12 protein-coding genes and 1 pseudogene are annotated in these 15,004 nt (G+C 62.6%); 7 read left to right on the top strand and 6 right to left on the bottom strand.

The window, feature by feature from the left end; translation table 11 throughout:
• Nucleotides 1–903: 903 nt before the first annotated feature.
• The 3 genes and pseudogenes from Y706_RS23000 to Y706_RS0101550 form a co-directional block, all read right to left on the bottom strand.
• Nucleotides 904–3,461 (bottom strand): annotated as a pseudogene (locus tag Y706_RS23000) (GH32 C-terminal domain-containing protein).
• 451 nt (nucleotides 3,462–3,912) lie between these two features.
• A complete protein-coding gene (locus Y706_RS0101555) occupies nucleotides 3,913–4,206 on the bottom strand; it encodes a putative quinol monooxygenase (RefSeq protein WP_028275207.1) in 294 nt (97 codons plus the stop codon).
• 54 nt (nucleotides 4,207–4,260) lie between these two features.
• Nucleotides 4,261–5,259, bottom strand: a complete 999-nt coding sequence (locus Y706_RS0101550) for a LacI family DNA-binding transcriptional regulator (RefSeq protein ID WP_028275206.1) — start codon at nucleotides 5,257–5,259, stop codon at nucleotides 4,261–4,263.
• 165 nt (nucleotides 5,260–5,424) lie between these two features.
• Here Y706_RS0101550 and Y706_RS0101540 point away from each other — a divergent pair, with 165 nt between their 5' ends.
• From Y706_RS0101540 to Y706_RS0101525, 4 genes are all read left to right on the top strand, one after another.
• Nucleotides 5,425–6,543 carry a substrate-binding domain-containing protein gene (locus Y706_RS0101540; protein WP_028275205.1) on the top strand — a complete coding sequence of 373 codons (1,119 nt, stop codon included), beginning with the start codon at nucleotides 5,425–5,427 and terminating at the stop codon, nucleotides 6,541–6,543.
• A 115-nt stretch (nucleotides 6,544–6,658) separates the two neighbouring features.
• Nucleotides 6,659–7,705, top strand: a complete 1,047-nt coding sequence (locus Y706_RS0101535) for an ABC transporter permease (protein WP_028275204.1) — start codon at nucleotides 6,659–6,661, stop codon at nucleotides 7,703–7,705.
• Nucleotides 7,702–8,496, top strand: coding sequence for an ATP-binding cassette domain-containing protein (locus Y706_RS0101530; protein ID WP_028275203.1), 795 nt, complete (start codon nucleotides 7,702–7,704; stop codon nucleotides 8,494–8,496). The genes Y706_RS0101535 and Y706_RS0101530 overlap by 4 nt, the downstream gene beginning before the upstream one ends.
• Before the next feature lie 120 nt (nucleotides 8,497–8,616).
• Entirely contained in the window at nucleotides 8,617–9,576 is a 960-nt protein-coding gene (locus Y706_RS0101525) for a carbohydrate kinase family protein (RefSeq protein ID WP_028275202.1), read from the top strand.
• Between the two features lie 197 nt (nucleotides 9,577–9,773).
• Here the strand turns inward: Y706_RS0101525 and mmuM are convergent, their stop codons facing one another.
• On the bottom strand, nucleotides 9,774–10,781 hold the full coding sequence (gene mmuM, locus Y706_RS22995) for a homocysteine S-methyltransferase (protein WP_043434130.1): 1,008 nt from the start codon (nucleotides 10,779–10,781) through the stop codon (nucleotides 9,774–9,776).
• A 324-nt stretch (nucleotides 10,782–11,105) separates the two neighbouring features.
• On the opposite strand from mmuM, the gene Y706_RS0101515 reads away from it, so the two are divergent.
• Genes Y706_RS0101515 through Y706_RS0101505 form a run of 3 tightly spaced genes read left to right on the top strand, consistent with a single transcriptional unit; the run spans nucleotide 11,106 to nucleotide 13,113 of the window.
• On the top strand, nucleotides 11,106–11,555 hold the full coding sequence (locus Y706_RS0101515) for a YqfO family protein (RefSeq protein ID WP_043434127.1): 450 nt from the start codon (nucleotides 11,106–11,108) through the stop codon (nucleotides 11,553–11,555).
• Nucleotides 11,552–12,304, top strand: coding sequence for a cyclase family protein (locus Y706_RS0101510; RefSeq protein ID WP_028275200.1), 753 nt, complete (start codon nucleotides 11,552–11,554; stop codon nucleotides 12,302–12,304). The genes Y706_RS0101515 and Y706_RS0101510 overlap by 4 nt, the downstream gene beginning before the upstream one ends.
• 32 nt (nucleotides 12,305–12,336) lie before the next feature.
• Nucleotides 12,337–13,113 (top strand): IclR family transcriptional regulator, encoded by a 777-nt coding sequence (locus tag Y706_RS0101505; protein WP_028275199.1) that lies wholly within the window; start codon nucleotides 12,337–12,339, stop codon nucleotides 13,111–13,113.
• Here the strand turns inward: Y706_RS0101505 and Y706_RS0101500 are convergent.
• Both Y706_RS0101500 and Y706_RS0101495 read right to left on the bottom strand, forming a co-directional pair.
• A complete protein-coding gene (locus Y706_RS0101500; protein ID WP_028275198.1) occupies nucleotides 13,110–13,910 on the bottom strand; it encodes an IclR family transcriptional regulator in 801 nt (266 codons plus the stop codon). The two genes, Y706_RS0101505 and Y706_RS0101500, sit on opposite strands and share 4 nt — an antisense overlap.
• A gap of 37 nt (nucleotides 13,911–13,947) precedes the next feature.
• On the bottom strand, nucleotides 13,948–15,000 hold the full coding sequence (locus Y706_RS0101495; protein WP_084475849.1) for an alanine racemase: 1,053 nt from the start codon (nucleotides 14,998–15,000) through the stop codon (nucleotides 13,948–13,950).
• Between the last annotated feature and the right edge of the window lie 4 nt (nucleotides 15,001–15,004).

Below are 15,004 nucleotides of genomic sequence, written 5' to 3'. Positions count from 1 at the left end.
AGCCAGGACCTTGAACCCGCCACCCACATAACTTCATAGGCCATCGCGGCGGCCAGCAACAGGCCGCGACAAACGTCAGAGGGACCCGAACAGGGTCAATGTTGACACGTTAAAGCAAAACCCCCTCTGACGAGGGGGTTGCTGTGCCCGAGGTGGGACTCGAACTGCATTCCAACCCCTGCAAACACTGGACTCCCCCGGAAACATCCGCAATCCAACAGATACCATTTGGCAGCACCGGAGAGCGCTTCGGTCGTCCTTTCCAACATTTCCCCCGGAGCCAGAGGTCGGTTCACGCCCTTCTACGGTCTCGCCCCTGGAAAAACGGGTGCGGAGTCCTAACCGGACGGCGCTGACTGCCACATTTTGCGGAGGACGGCGGGACCTCCCGCCGTCCTCCGTTGTGCTCTTGCGGCCGGAATCTCACACCCTCCACTCCTCGTCGACAGCAGCAAATCACGAAAAGGCTCGGCGTCACCGCCCCTCCCCTGGATCAGGCGCTCAGCGAAACACTTCTCAGCTATAGCAAGCCGCAAGGCGCCCCAGCATTGTTATGACCATGAACCAGCCGATGCCTCGCCAGCCACAGCAGTTCCGCGACCGTCTCGCATCACCAGTCGAACCTCAGATGTTGACGGCAGCAGTTGCAGCGGCGCTCGGCAATCTTTCGGTAGCCGTGCTACCAGAAACCACGCGTAGATTCTTCGGGGATTGGTCTCCTACGGGGAGGACTGGCGCCCCCCAGCCTTCTGTTGTGTCAGCTGACCGGCTGGAGCCAGGTCAGCACTGAGATGTTTCGGCCGCCGGGGTATGGACGAACTGAAGGGATTGAGCCCGGTGCAATATGGGGCGCAATCCCTTCAGTTCCGGCTCCTTGGGGAGCCCGTCAGGCGGCGGGTTGGGTCACTTCTTTTCAGCCAGGAACATTGCCTTTTCAAGCGGTGTCACGGTGAGTGATTTGAGCTGGGCGGTACCGCCTTCTGCGAAGAGGGCCATCTTGTCGGCTCCGGCGTTGGGGAATACCTGGTCGGTGATGGTCCGCAGACCATCCTGGGCGAACACCTCAACTGAGGAGCGGTCGAGGAAGACCCGAAGGGTGACGTAGCCCTTCTTGTCCAGGGTGACGGGGGCGTCCTCGATGGAAGCGAAGGCCGGGTGGAACGCGGTGTTGCCGGAGTTAGTGCGGTCAACGAAGAGCTTCCCGGTCGTGGCGTCGTAGCCGATGACGGTGGATGCGGCTCCATCGCCCAGCACGGTGATGCCGGATTTCTTGGCCGTGCCCGGCGCGAAGGTGATGTCGACTCGTTGGACCTGACCGGAGGCGGCCGCGGGCAGCGGGGTTGTTCCCTCCTCGATCGGGATGCCCTTCGGGGTTGAGTAGCTTGGCTCTTGGGCCAGCTTGTCGACCTGCTTGACGGCGCTTTGGGTGAGCCGGGGCCCTTCCGGGGTCTGGGTCAATTTCACTTCGCGCGGCAGGGCCATGGCGCTGCGCCACGGGTTGGTGGGGATGTTGTTGGCGTAGTCCCAGTTGTTCATCCAGCCCAGCATGACCCGTTTGTTTTCGGGCATGTTGGCGAAGGACACGGAGGCGTAGTAGTCGCGTCCGTAGTCCAGCCAGTCATAGGTCTCCAGGGCCGACTGTGCCGGTTTCGAGGAGAGCATGAACTCGTCCGCGAGAATGTGGCCCCAACCGAATCGGTTATTGTCGACCACTTTGATATGTGCTTGTTGGCCAACGAATTCTTTGACATTCCATGATGCCCAGTCGAGCTTTTCACTGTCGTTTCCGGTGGCCGTGCGGACCACTTGTCCGTTGACCACGAGGTTTACCGATTCCTCGTCAGACCGGGGAACGGCCGGGCCGTCAGTCAGCATGACGTGGTCAAGGGTCAGGTGTCCCCACCCGCCGGTGGCCTGGTCAACTACACGCAACTGTGCATTCTGTCCCGCGAACTCGGCGACATCCCAGCCTTTCCAGTTCAGGATTCCGGAATTGTCTCCTGCGAGGGAGCGGACCACCTTGCCGTTGACGAGCAACTGGGCGGCCAGGATCTGTCCGGAGTCCGCGGAGCGGTTGCCGCCGCCGACCAGCATGCTCATGAAATTCTTGGTGATGGGGAATTCCGGTGATGTCAGGGTGCCCTGCCGGTCATCGCCCGGTGCGGTGCCGGTCTCGAAGGTGTTGATCCGTTTGGCCCCGAGGTAGAAGTCCCCGCCGCTGGTGGAGGGCTGGAAGTTGGGGGTGAGGTCGCCGGTCCCGGTCCAGCCGGTGTCGGCCAGCGATGTCCCGGCGGGAACCTCGAAGCCGTCAAACTTGAGTTCCCCTTCGGGCGGGGTGTTGTCCAGCTTGTCGGAGACGCGGGGGTGCTTGCCACCGCCCACGAGGAAGTTCAGGTAGTCGTCGGTCACGGTGAAGTTAGGTGACTGCATGGACCCGAGCGGCCAGTCGCCGTCGTTGAAGGAGTTGATCAGGCCACTGCCGTCAAAGCCGGTCACGGGGCTCTGGCCGGGAAGGGCTCCGTTTGCCGGAGTGCTGCCGAATGGGCCGTTCTTCCAGTTTCCTGGCTCGTTGTTGACGGTCCAGCCGTTGTAAGTTCCGTCGTTGAATCCGGCCAGGACCGTGCCGGGAGGGGGCGTGGCCACGGGTTTGGTGGTTTCGGAGGTGAAGGTGGTGCCGTCGAAGTTCCCCACGAAGTACTGGCCGGCGGAGCCGCCGGCCACGCAGCCGGGATTGATGTTGACCACCATGACCCACTTGACGTTCTTCGGGTCGCCGTCCACGGCGAGGGGAAACAGGTCGGGGCATTCCCACNGGCCACGCCGCCGGGATTGATGTTGACCACCATGACCCACTTGACGTTCTTCGGGTCGCCGTCCACGGCGAGGGGAAACAGGTCGGGGCATTCCCACTGCCCGCCGGTGGCATTGGCTGGTCCGAATTCACTCAGGGCGGTCCAGTCCTTGAGATTGGCGGACTTGTAGAGGACGACCTTGTGATCCTGGGCTTCGACCGCGGTCATGAGCCAGTAGCCTCCGCCGCCGGGTTTGTTGTACCAGGAGACCTTCGGGTCACGGAAGTTGGCGGAGTTTCGGTTCAGTACAGGATTGCCGGAGTACTTGGTCCAGGTCTGTCCGTCATCGAGGCTGTAGGCCAGGGACTGCGCCTGCAGGCCGCGGTGGGGCGAGGCGTCCTTGTAGGCGCTGGTGAAGATCGCGATCAGCGGTGGGTTCTCTTTCGTACCGAAACCGGTCGTGTTGTCCTTGTCCACAACGACGCTGCCGGAGAAGATGTCCTGCTCTGCATCGGTGGAGATCGCCAGCGGCTGCTCCTGCCAGTGAACAAGGTCCTTCGATGTGGCGTGGCCCCAGGACATGTTCCCCCAGGTGTTACCGGAGGGGTTGTGCTGGTAGTACATGTGGTAGACGCCCTTGTAGAAGACGAGCCCGTTGGGGTCGTTCATCCAGTTCTTTGCCGGCGTGTAGTGAATGGCCGGCCGGTAGGGTTCGTCCCCGGGGCCCCTCGCGGCCGACGCCGGCAGGGAACCTGCCAGTGCCGCGGCCAGCGTCAGTCCCGCGAGCGTCAGTGCAGAAACGGCATGCGTCCTGCGGATGGTCGTGTTCTTCATTCGTTCGATTCGCCCTTCGTTGCGCGCGTCGTCGGTAGACAACGTTGTCAGTGCGAAGGACACTAAGTGATGTCCGTCAGACAAGTCAACGGTTTTGGCGGCGTGGGAATGAGGCCGCCCGCCGCGCGGCTGAGCCGGGCGAGGCGATGGGCGGGCAGCAGAAAATTCCCTCCCAGCGGTAGGGCTGGAAGGGTTATTTCCGGCAGGCGGCTCCGTTCAGCCGTCTCCGTGGGTCCTGGACGCAGCAGCTCCCACCGACCGTGGACCGGCTGGATTTGGCTGAGGGCTATTCCAGCGGCAGAAGCCAGGTCAGTTCCGAGGCGTCGCCTTCGATATGGCGGGCCAGTTCCTCGTTGAATCTGGCGCCGTAATCGGCGCCGATGTGTTCCTGGAACGCGGCTTCATCGCGGTAGACCTCAAAGACAAAGTACTCCCGGGGGTTCTCTTCCCGGGTGCAGGGAAGGAACAGCTCGTTGCCCGGTTCACGGCGCACATGCCGGGTCAGTTCGAGCATCATTTCAGCAACGCGGGCTTCGCTGCCGGGCTTGACGGTGAACTCGGCATACAGGGTCTTGGTCATCATGATCCCTTTCAGGTCGATGGGTTCGAAATATAGTTCAGGAGGCCACCCCTGTCAGGCCGGAGGGCGCAGCTCACCGGAACCTCGTTGTATGAGCTCAGACGGGACAACATAGGTATGCGGGGGCTGCTGGTCGCCATCGATCCTGGCCAGGAGCCGCTCTGCTGCCAGCTTCCCGATTCGCTCGGGGTGCTGGGCGATGACTGTCACGCCGGGATCCATCATGTCGGCAAGCGTGAAGTCATCGAATCCGATTAAGGCCACGCGTTTGCTCAGCCCGAGCTCTCTCAGAGCGCGCATGGCGCCGAAAGTGATGAGGTTCTGGCTGGAGAAAATCGCCGTCGGTGGTTCGGCAGCGGTGAGAAGTTCCAACACGGCCAATCTGGCCGATTCCTCATCGTGCAGGTTTTCACGGACGGGAATCGTGGAAGTGGGAATTCCCTGCCGGCCGATCTCCTCAATGAACCCCCGCCGGCGTTCCCGGGCGGTCTGGATGTCGGTGCGGTCCCCCAGATAGGCGAGCCTGGTGTGGCCGCGGCTGATCAGGTGAGCAGCTGCCCTCGCGGAGCCTGCGGCGTTGTCGGTCACGACGGCATCTGCTTCCACTCCTACCGGTTCACGGTCAATGAAGACCAAAGGCAGGTCACGGGAATGCTCCGGGATCACATACGCCTGGCTCCTGGCGATGGGCGTGAGGATGAGCCCGTCGACACGCCGCCCAAGAAATGCCGCCACGATGTCCTGCTCCCGCTGGGGGTCATCATCCAGGCTCGCCGCAAAGACCGCGATTCCCCTGGCCCCAAGAGCATCTTCTATGGCCCGGTTGATCTCGCCGCTGAACGGGTTGGAAACACTCGGCAGCAACAGCCCGACCGAGAGCGTCCTTCTGCCCGCGCGGCGCAGGCTGCCGGCGGCCATGTCCAGCTGGTAGTTGAGTTGCCGTGAAGCGCTGAGCACCTTTTCCCTGGTGGCGTCCGACACGCCAGGTTCGTCGTTGATCACGCGGGAGACGGTCTTTATTCCGACGCCGGCAAGGGCAGCCACGTGGCGCATTGTCGGACGACTGGCGGAAAGGGTCGGCTGGCTACGATCGGACATCGTTGTCAAATATATCGCTCCTTCTAAGTTGCATCTATTGACTCTCTGGTGTGATGCTGATTACATCGTACATGACATCGTTGTCGAGGCCAGTGAGGGCCTCAAACATCAGGAGATTCAATGTTGAGTTCCAAAGCACCCCGTTCAACGGCCACCCGCCTCTTCGCTGCAGGAGCAGTCCTGACTCTGGGAGCGCTCAGTCTTTCAGCCTGTGGTGGAAGTTCCCCGTCCGCCTCATCAACGGGAACCGCGTCCGGTGAAAAGGTCGGCGTCTCGCTGATCGTTAAGACCACGACCAACCCGTTCTTCGTCGCCATGGAAGACGGGGCGAAGAAGGCCGCCGCGGCCGAGGGCGTGGACCTGAAGCTGGCTGCCGGCAAGGCTGACGGCGACGAGGACACCCAGATCCAGGCCATCGAGAACGCGATCTCCAAGGGCGACAAGGGCATCCTGATCACCCCCAACGGCCCGTCTGTAGTGGATGCCCTGAAGAAGGCCAAGGATGCCGGCCTGTTCGTCATCGCCCTGGACACACCTCCGGACCCGGCCGACGCCGCCGACATCACGTTCGCGACCGACAACTTCGCCGCGGGTGAGCTGATCGGCAAGTGGACCGCAGCCCAGCTGGAGGGGAAGAAAGCGACCATTGCCCTCGTCGATCTTTTTGACGACAAGGTTGTCTCCGTGGACTACAACCGGGACCAGGGCTTCCTCACGGGACTCGGCATCGACACCGCGGACAAGAAGAAGAACGGTGACGAGGCCAAGACCGGAAAGTACACCGGCGGCAAGGGCGGCGAATACGAGATCGTCGGCAGCCAGGCCTCGCAGGGCGCCGAAGACGGCGGCCGCACCGCCATGGAAACCCTCCTGTCCAAGAACCCGAACATCAACGTCGTCTACACGATCAACGAACCCGCCGCGGCCGGCGCTTTCGAGGCCCTGAAGTCTGCCGGCAAGGAAAAGGACGTCCTGGTCGTTTCGGTGGACGGTGGATGCCCCGGCGTCAACAACGTCAAGTCCGGAGTCATCGGTGCCACGGCCCAGCAGTACCCGGTCAAGATGGCCGAACTGGGAGTGAAGGCCATCGTTGACCTCGCCAAGACCGGCCAGAAGCCGGCCAACTCACCGGGGCTTGACTTCTACAACACCGGCGTCGAGCTTGTCACGGACAAGCCGGTCGACGGCGTCAAGAGCATCACCACCACCGAGGCCTCCGACATCTGCTGGGGAAAGTAACCCACCCAGCTTCACTAAGGGGACGGGGAGGCCGGAGTCCGCTATCGGCCTCCCCGCACTTCATCTACCGAGCTAGCTCCGCCCTAGCAACCATCACCGAAGATCAGGACCAATCGTGACCCAGCAACAGACCGCCGGACCGCCCAGCGCCGGGCAGGCCGACCTGGCCGAGGAATTCCTCGACCGCCAGACACCGCTTAGCCGGATACGCAATATCCTCCACCGTTACCCCGCCGTCAGCCCCGCCCTCGTGCTTCTCATCGCGGTGGTGGTGTTCAGCCTCCTCAATGAGAGGTTCCTGCGGGTTGAAAACCTCTCCCTGATTACCCAGCAGGTCTCCGTCGTCGGCACCCTGGCCATCGCCCAGACCCTCATCATCCTTACGGCAGGCATCGACCTTTCCGTCGGGGCCGTGATGATCCTGTCGTCCATGGTCATGGCCCAGCTCGCCGTCAACAACGGAATACCCGCGCCTCTCGCCCTGCTCGCAGGCCTGGTGGTCGGACTCGCCGCCGGAGCCCTGAACGGATTCCTGGTCACCAGGTTCCGGCTCCCGCCGTTCATCGTCACCCTGGGCACGCTCAACATCTTCATCGCCCTGACACTGCTCTACTCCAACGGAGCGACAGTGCGCGGCTCGGCCATGCCGCCCCTGCTGACCTGGACAGGAACCACCTTCCCGGTGGGCCCGGTCAGGATCTCCACGGGCGTCGTCATGATGCTCCTGCTCTACATCGCGGTCGCCTTCATCCTGGGCAAGACGGCCTGGGGCCGGCACGTCTACGCCGTCGGAGATGACAAGGAAGCCGCCCGCCTGGCCGGCATCCCGGTAAACCGTGTCCTCATGAGCGTCTACCTCGCAGCCGGCGCCGTCCTGGCCGTCGGCGCCTGGATCCAGATCGGACGCACCAACGCAGCCAGCCCCAACGGCGGCGTGGACCTGAACCTGGACTCCATCACAGCCGTCGTCATCGGCGGAACCAGCCTCTTCGGCGGCCGCGGCTCCGTCTGGGGAACCCTCCTCGGCGCCCTGATCGTCGGGGTCTTCCGCAACGGCCTCTCGCTCGCCGGGCTGGACGTGCTCTACCAGACGCTCGCCGTGGGCGTCCTCATCATTGTTGCTGTGTCCGTCGATCAGTGGATCCGAAAGGTCAAGTCATGACCATGACTGAATTTGAAGCCTCCCACGTCGCCACGCGCGAGCCCATCCTGCAGGCCCGGAACCTCGTCAAGACTTTCGGCCGTGTCGTGGGACTGGACGGCGTCAGCCTGGACCTGTACCCGGGCGAAGTCCTGGCGATCATTGGCGACAACGGTGCAGGCAAATCAACCCTGATCAAGTGCCTCACCGGCGCCGAAGTTCCCGACACAGGAGAACTCTTTGTATCGGGACAGCAGGTGCACTTCAAGCGGCCGCAGGACGCCAGGGTCCACGGCATCGAAACCGTGTACCAGAACCTGGCGGTCTCACCGGCGCTGGACGTCGCCTCCAACCTGTTCCTGGGCCGTGAGGAAAGGCGCGCGGGGCTCCTCGGAAGCGTGTTCCGGATGCTCGACACCAAAGGCATGCGCACCAAGGCCAAGGAAGAGCTGACCCGGTTGGGCATCTCCACCCTGCAGGACGTGACAGTGCCGGTGGAGAACCTCTCGGGCGGCCAGCGCCAGGCTGTCGCCGTGGCCCGCGCCGCAGCGTTCGGTTCAAAGGTCGTTGTGCTGGATGAACCGACGGCGGCACTTGGCGTCCGGGAATCGAACCAGGTGCTCCAGCTGGTCCGGGACCTTCGCGACCGCGGCCTGCCGGTCATCTTGATCAGCCACAACATGCCCCACGTCTTTGACGTAGCGGACAGGATCCACATCCAGCGCCTGGGCAAGTGCGCTGCCACCATCACTCCGCAATCACACACCATGACCGACGCAGTGGCGATCATGACCGGCGCAGCCACCGCCTGAGGTCCGGCTAGTACCCTCCCGCTCTACCGGAGCCCCTTCTCCGCCCGCGGACCTCCCCCAGGTCCGCGGGCGGATCCATACCGGGAGTTCCCATCATCACCATCCCACGAGAGACAGACCATGGATTACCTCACAACAGCCCGGAACGACGCTCACCAGATGCTCGACGTCATGGTCATAGGCGAAGCGCTGATCGACGTGGTCACCACGTCGCACGACACGGTGGAACACCCCGGCGGCTCACCGGCCAACGTCGCCTACGGACTTGGCCGCCTCGCCGTCACCACAGGTCTGCTCACAGCCATCGCCTCGGACGCGCGTGGGATTTCCATCGAAAACCACCTCAGCAGCGCAGGCGTCATACTTCTGCCCGGATCAAAATCCCTCACCAAAACGGCATCGGCCACAGCAACCCTTGAACCCGACGGCTCCGCCAAGTACGACTTCGACATCTCCTGGGACCTTGCCCCGACAGCCCCCGCCTACTTCCCAAAAATCCTGCACACCGGATCCATCGCCACTTTCCTTAATCCCGGCGCCGGCGCCGTGAAATCCCTGCTCGAACAAGCCCGCACACACTGCATGGTCACCTATGACCCGAATATCCGTCCAGCGCTGCTCGGCAGCCACAGGGAAGCTTTGGCCACCTTCGAAGAGCTCGTGCCCCTAACCGACGTCGTCAAACTCAGCGACGAAGACGCCCACTGGCTGTACCCCCAAAAAAGCCTGGACGAAACCGCAGCACACATCCTCGGTCTGGGCGCCGGACTTACCGTCATCACCAAAGGCGCCGACGGCTCACAATTCACCACCGCCGCCGCTAACATCAGCATTCCCGCCGTGAAGTCCAAAGTAGCCGACACCATCGGCGCCGGGGACTCCTACATGTCCGCCCTGATCCTGGGCTTTCTCACCCGAGGAACCGAAGGCTTCGCCCCAGCTGTCTTGGAGCAGCTTGGACACACCGCAGCTGCAGCCGCGGCCATCACCGTGCAGCGCCCGGGAGCAAACCCCCCGACCCTGGAAGAACTCAACATCGCAATCGAAGCCCATTCCGGTGCCCAATACGGGGGTTCCTGAACCACCTAATCAAATGACGGTTGTCACTCAAGACCGTTCACGAAATAAGATGGTCGCCGCCTATCTGAGGCGGCGCGCCGCGTTTCGTGATCGGTGTCCGCGAACGGCCGTGCTGCTGCACAGATCCCGATATATCGCCACTCAATAGGGGACATTGCCACTTAGGTTAACTGCGTATAGGCCAAGTTCGTGACGCGTCAGAGGTTTTTTGCGCCAGCAGCACCAACCGGTCGATATCCAGGTTTGTGAGTTTCTGACAGCGCCGTCACGGCGGCAATATCCTGTGGGGTCGTTCGACAGCACCCACCCACGAGCCGTGCACCAAGTTCACGCCAGATTGGCGTTCCCTCCGCAAGGCTTGCGGGCTGTTTGGTATCGGGGCCTGAAGTGCTCGCCGCGGCCGGACCCCACGTTTTGGTGACTGCGTCATAGCTTTCGCCCGAATTCGGATATGCGATCAGGGGCGTATCAGTGGCTCTGCCCAGGGCCTCCAGCGATGGGGAGACCAGCTCCAGCGGCACGCAGTTCACGCCGATAGCCGCCACGAGCGGCTCCGCCGAAAAGAGCTTTGCCGCCTGAGCCAGCGGCGTACCGTCGCTGAGGTGGCCGCCATCCCGTAACGTGAAGGAGAGCCAGGCTTCGACGTCAAACTCTTTCATGAGTGCCAGCAGGGCCTCGGCCTCCGGCAATGAAGGCAGCGTCTCACAGGCAAGAAAGTCCGCTCCGGCCGCCACCAGCGCTGCGATTCGAGGCCGGTGGAACTCCAAAAACTCGTTTTGGCTGAGGACATAGTCGCCTCGGTATTCCGATCCATCGGCAAGGTACGCGCCGTAGGGCCCGACCGATCCTGCAACCAGCAGGGGGCCCGCATCCGGTTTTTCCGCCAGGTACTCGCGGCGTGCCTCGTCGGCCAGGCGCACACTCAATGCCACCCGCTCCAAGGCCGCTTCCTCGCCGATGCCGCGGCGCGCAAATCCCAGGGGTGTGGCTTGATAGCTAGCCGTGATGGCGACAGTGGCTCCGGCGCGGAAGTAATCGTGGTGTACGCGCTTGACCAGTTCCGGTTGCTCCAGAAGGACTTTAGCCGACCACAAAGGGTCTTCCAGATCGCAGCCGTGCGCTTCAAGCTCGGTGGCGAGTGCACCGTCCACGGTCAGGTTCGCTCCGGCGTCGAGAGTGCGGGAAAGCAAGGGGTTACTGGGCATCGTTCACGGCTCCAAGCATTTCGGTTTGTTCTTTCCTGCCGGGCAGTTGCAGCGCCTCGCGGCCCGGCAATGCAAGGTAGCACAGCGTGCAGTGCCAAAAGGCGCAGTGCAGCCCGTGGCTTGCAGATGACGGTCAGCAGCCGCTAGCGCTGACCGGTGTTCCGCGGCTCAGTCACGCCCAGAGTCTGGCGGATGTGCCGAGAGAACGCGCCCCTCCTCCAAAGGTGTGCGTAATAAGCATTTGTTCATGCTTGTAATGCTCATCACTCTATGCCACCATAGCCTTCAGACACCATTTGCGAACTGCCCAGGAAGAGGCTTCCCTTGAAAATTGCAATGAAATCAGTCCGCAAGCTGCGCGTGCATTGGCCCATAGCTTCGGAAACTTTCTCGCGGCTCGCCAGGGGCGACGCAGAAGCGTTCAAAGATGAGGCCGGCATCGCGGCCCTGCTCCAGGCTTCGTCGGAATCCCCTGACTTAGGGGATTTTGGCAACTACAGGCATGTATTTGAATCCGGCCTGGGCTTCGAGGGATTCACCTGCACTGAAGGCGCTAACCCTACGTTGGGGCAGGTGGGGCAGCGGACAATTTCGCCTACCTTGGTCTTCACGACGTATTTCGATGCGACGCTCCCTGATGCCGCCGTGGAACGCTTCCTGCAGCACATCGTGGATATCCATCCCTGGGAGGTACCGGTCATCGAACTGACAGGCCCGGTCAGCGTCTCTAGCACAGCCCTTCCCGCACTCTTTGAGAGCGAGGCCGCATCATGATTGAAGCCACCACGGCTGGACTTTGGGACGGTCTGCAGGCGTTGCTGGCGGGCAGGTCATTCACCGATCTGACGCACGCCTTCCACCCCGGCCAGCCGCATTTCCCGGCCTTCCCCGACGAAATCAGGGAGGCGGTCTTCGACCTGGAGAAAGGCGACGGTTTCACCGCTCACCGCTATTCGATCATCGGCCAATGGGGTACGCACGTTGACCCTCCCTCGCATTTCATCCGCGGGGGACGGACCTTGGACCAGATTCCCGTGGAGGACATGGTCCTTCCACTGGCCATCCTCGACATCACCGCGCGGGTCACCGCAAATGCGGACGCCACTCCCACGATGGAAGACGTCCAGGCATGGGAGCGCCGCAATGGTGCCATCGCACCGGGGTCCTTTGTGGCGTTGCGGACAGGGTGGAGCCATCGTTGGCCCGACACCGACGCCATGGCAAACAGGGACGATAAGGGGGCCAGCCACACACCTGGCTGGTCCCAGGAAGTCCTCTCCTTCCTGATCGAGGAGCGGTCGGTAACTGCCGTCGGCCATGAGCAGACGGACACAGACCCGGGACTGGCTACGTCCCGCCAGGATTTCAGCTTGGAGACCTATGTCCTGGCGCGGAACCGGTGGCAGATCGAGCTGATGGCGAACCTGGACGGACTTCCAGAAGCCGGCGCGATCCTCATTGCAAGCTGGCCGAAACCCCTGCACGGCAGCGGCTTTCCAGCCCGTGTCTTCGCCATCCACTAAGACACGTTGGTGCAGTGACTAGAATCGGATCCATGTCTAAGACGTCCAGCATGGGCCGGGGAATCATGGCTGTCCTCGCGGTAGGCTCCCGCAACGCAGAAGGCCTGTCTGGCGGAACGGTCGCTGATATAGCAGCCGATCTGGGCAGGGACCGCAGCCAGGTTTCGCGCAGCCTGCGGACCGCCGAGCAGGAGGGGTTTCTGGCACGCGGAGACTACCGGTCCTACACAATGAACTGGTCGCTCCTGACAGACGCACAGCTGTTGACAGAGCAACGGCTGCAGACCGACGGCGTAACCGCCCTGGAAGGCTTGGCCGGTGAAACAAACGAAGGATGCTTCCTTGGAGTTATGAGCGGAAACAGTACTGTCACCATCGGTGAGCGTGTTCCGGCAAGTAGCAACATGGTCGGTTCGTGGCTGGGCCGTCCCTACCCGGCGTATTGTAGCGATGCCGGCCAGGCCCTGCTGTGGGAAGCCTCGGACGCCCAGGTCCGAACCATTTTCTCCGGCGTTCCCTTCGTGCGCCATGGCCCCAATACACCGCTTGACGTCGAGGACTTCCTGTCACGACTGCGCGGGGCGCGGGCACGGGGGTACTCCGTTGTCGACGAGGAAGCCGAACCAGGACTTTACTCCCTGGCCGTTCCGATTCGCGACTTCAAGGGCGATGTGGTGGCAGCGCTTCAGGTCGTCGGCGCCAAGACACGCTTGGAGCCGCGCCTGGAGCTATGCGCCACGGCTCTCGTGTCCTGGGGAAAGTGGCTTGAGTCAGCGTTGGGTCACGCGGCGCCGCAGAACCGGCCCTAGCTGGCAAGGCCCTTCCGGACCGCGTTGCCCCGGGGACGGCCCTCAAAGGACCCCAGCCGCTCGGCTGCTGCCGTAAGGGCCTTTGCAATGTCATTGGTGCTGGGTTTGATCTCGGCCCGGCTGCCGAGGACGCTGAGCGCGGCAAGAATCGATCCTTCAGCGTTGCGGACCGGAACGGCCAGTTCGTAGATTCCGTGCTCGAATTCTTCCTCCGCGACAATGAAGCCCCGCGCCCTGTCCCGGTCCATCAGTTCGGCGACTTCTTGCGGCGAATGGGCCGCCCCCGGACCGCCTACGCCGATAAAGTTGACATCCTGGAGAAGGACTTCCACGGCTGGCTGTTGGTCGTCCCACAGCAAGGCCCGTCCGGAGCCGGTACACCACACGGGCGTCACCATGCCGGGTTTCACGAAGCTGCCGGGTACCGCATCGTTACTGGAGGCCCGCAGGAGAACGACCCGGAAGCCATCACGGACGGAAACTCTGGATCTAAGGCCGAAAGAAGCCACTAAGGCCTCAAGTTCGGTTTTTGATTCGCGGACCCAGCCGGTATTCAGTGCTGCGGCCAGGCTGAAAAAACGTGGACCGGTTCGGAAGGGACCGCGTTCGACTCGCTCCAGCAGTCCCAGCTCACACAATTCCTGCGTCAGCCGTGAGACGCGGCTTTGTTCCATATCCAGCTCGGATGCGAGCTGGGAAACGCCGAGAAGCCGCCTGCCCCGCTTCTCCCTGTCTGCGACCAACCGAACTATTCGAAGTCCTTGGGCCATGGACGACGCTTCCGAGGAAGAATCCATGCTCCGTGCTCCTTCCGCCCGATGACTACGCCTATTCTCACATGTCTTCATTGTTGACCAGGACGCGGTTTCCTTGCGCCCACACAGTGTAGAGGTCAGCGAGTATCGCTGAATTCGCTGCTTCCAGTTCTGCGGGAGCGATTTCTGCGCGTCCCTGCCGCCCGAACAGCACGACTTCGTCTCCAGGGGAAACTCCCGCCACGTCGGTGACGTCGACAACCATGGAATTCATCGAAACGATGTCGACTATGGCAGCGCGTCGGCCGCGGACAAGCACGCTGCCTTGGCTGGCCAGTGCCCGCCGGTAACCATCTCCGTAACCCGCTGTCACTGATGCCAGCCTTGAGTCCCGGTCCAAGGTGTGGGTTAGCCCGTAGCCGACCCTGGTACCTGCTGCATAGCTATTAATGGAAGCGATCCGGGCTTTGAAGGCCAAACACCGTTGGAAGTGCCCTGTTGTAGGTTCCGAATCGCCGTAGAGGACTGCCCCGGCACGGACCATGTCCAGCCACGAGCCGCGGACGTGCAGCGCGGCGTAGGAGTTGGCACAGTGGAGCAGCACGTCCTCCCGGCGCGTTCCGGTCAGTTGGAGCAGCGTCAACGCCTGATTGCGGAAACGAAGTAGAGCCGTTTCGATATGGCCGGTATCGTCCTTGGGAAAATGAGTCATGATCCCGGCCAGTATGAGCCCAGGGTGGCTCACGATCCCTACCGCAGATGCCCGCCCAAGCGTGGACGAGACGTCGAGGCTGTGCCTGCTGATCCCGGAAGCGTTGATATCGAGGTGAATGCGGATCGCCGTCCCGGCCTCGGCAGCGATCTTGTGCATCTCCCAGGCGCTCTGCGGGTCGGCTACAAGTTCTTCGACTCCGTGACGCATGCCGGCCCTGATCTCCTGCGGAGCCGCGGCACGGACACGCAAAATCCGGCCCGCAAAACCGCAGCGGCGTGCAATGGCTGCCTCCTCGTTACTTCCTACTCCGACGAAGGGGACGCCTAGACGAACAAGGGAAGGGAGTAAAAGGTCAGCTCCGTGTCCGTATGCATGGGACTTGACCACTGCGCACAGGAGCGCCCGGTTATCGATCATAGAC

It is taken from the genome of Arthrobacter sp. I3 (assembly GCF_000520575.1).
In the GTDB taxonomy this organism is placed as follows: Bacteria; Actinomycetota; Actinomycetes; order Actinomycetales; family Micrococcaceae; genus Arthrobacter; species Arthrobacter humicola_A.
The sequence above is the reverse complement of the archived record's forward strand: the minus strand, read 5'-3'. Positions and strand labels throughout refer to the sequence as shown.

Excerpts from the sequence above, each read along its gene's own strand:
- Y706_RS0101550 (WP_028275206.1), bottom strand. The coding sequence starts at position 5,259 with ATGCGCCACGTGGCTGCCCTTGCCGGCGTCGGAATAAAGACCGTCTCC.
- Y706_RS0101495 (WP_084475849.1), bottom strand. The coding sequence starts at position 15,000 with ATGATCGATAACCGGGCGCTCCTGTGCGCAGTGGTCAAGTCCCATGCA.
- Y706_RS0101555 (WP_028275207.1), bottom strand. The coding sequence starts at position 4,206 with ATGACCAAGACCCTGTATGCCGAGTTCACCGTCAAGCCCGGCAGCGAA.
- Y706_RS0101505 (WP_028275199.1), top strand. The coding sequence starts at position 12,337 with ATGTCTAAGACGTCCAGCATGGGCCGGGGAATCATGGCTGTCCTCGCG.
- Y706_RS0101500 (WP_028275198.1), bottom strand. The coding sequence starts at position 13,910 with ATGGATTCTTCCTCGGAAGCGTCGTCCATGGCCCAAGGACTTCGAATA.
- mmuM (WP_043434130.1), bottom strand. The coding sequence starts at position 10,781 with ATGCCCAGTAACCCCTTGCTTTCCCGCACTCTCGACGCCGGAGCGAAC.
- Y706_RS0101525 (WP_028275202.1), top strand. The coding sequence starts at position 8,617 with ATGGATTACCTCACAACAGCCCGGAACGACGCTCACCAGATGCTCGAC.
- Y706_RS0101530 (WP_028275203.1), top strand. The coding sequence starts at position 7,702 with ATGACCATGACTGAATTTGAAGCCTCCCACGTCGCCACGCGCGAGCCC.
- Y706_RS0101510 (WP_028275200.1), top strand. The coding sequence starts at position 11,552 with ATGATTGAAGCCACCACGGCTGGACTTTGGGACGGTCTGCAGGCGTTG.
- Y706_RS0101540 (WP_028275205.1), top strand. The coding sequence starts at position 5,425 with ATGTTGAGTTCCAAAGCACCCCGTTCAACGGCCACCCGCCTCTTCGCT.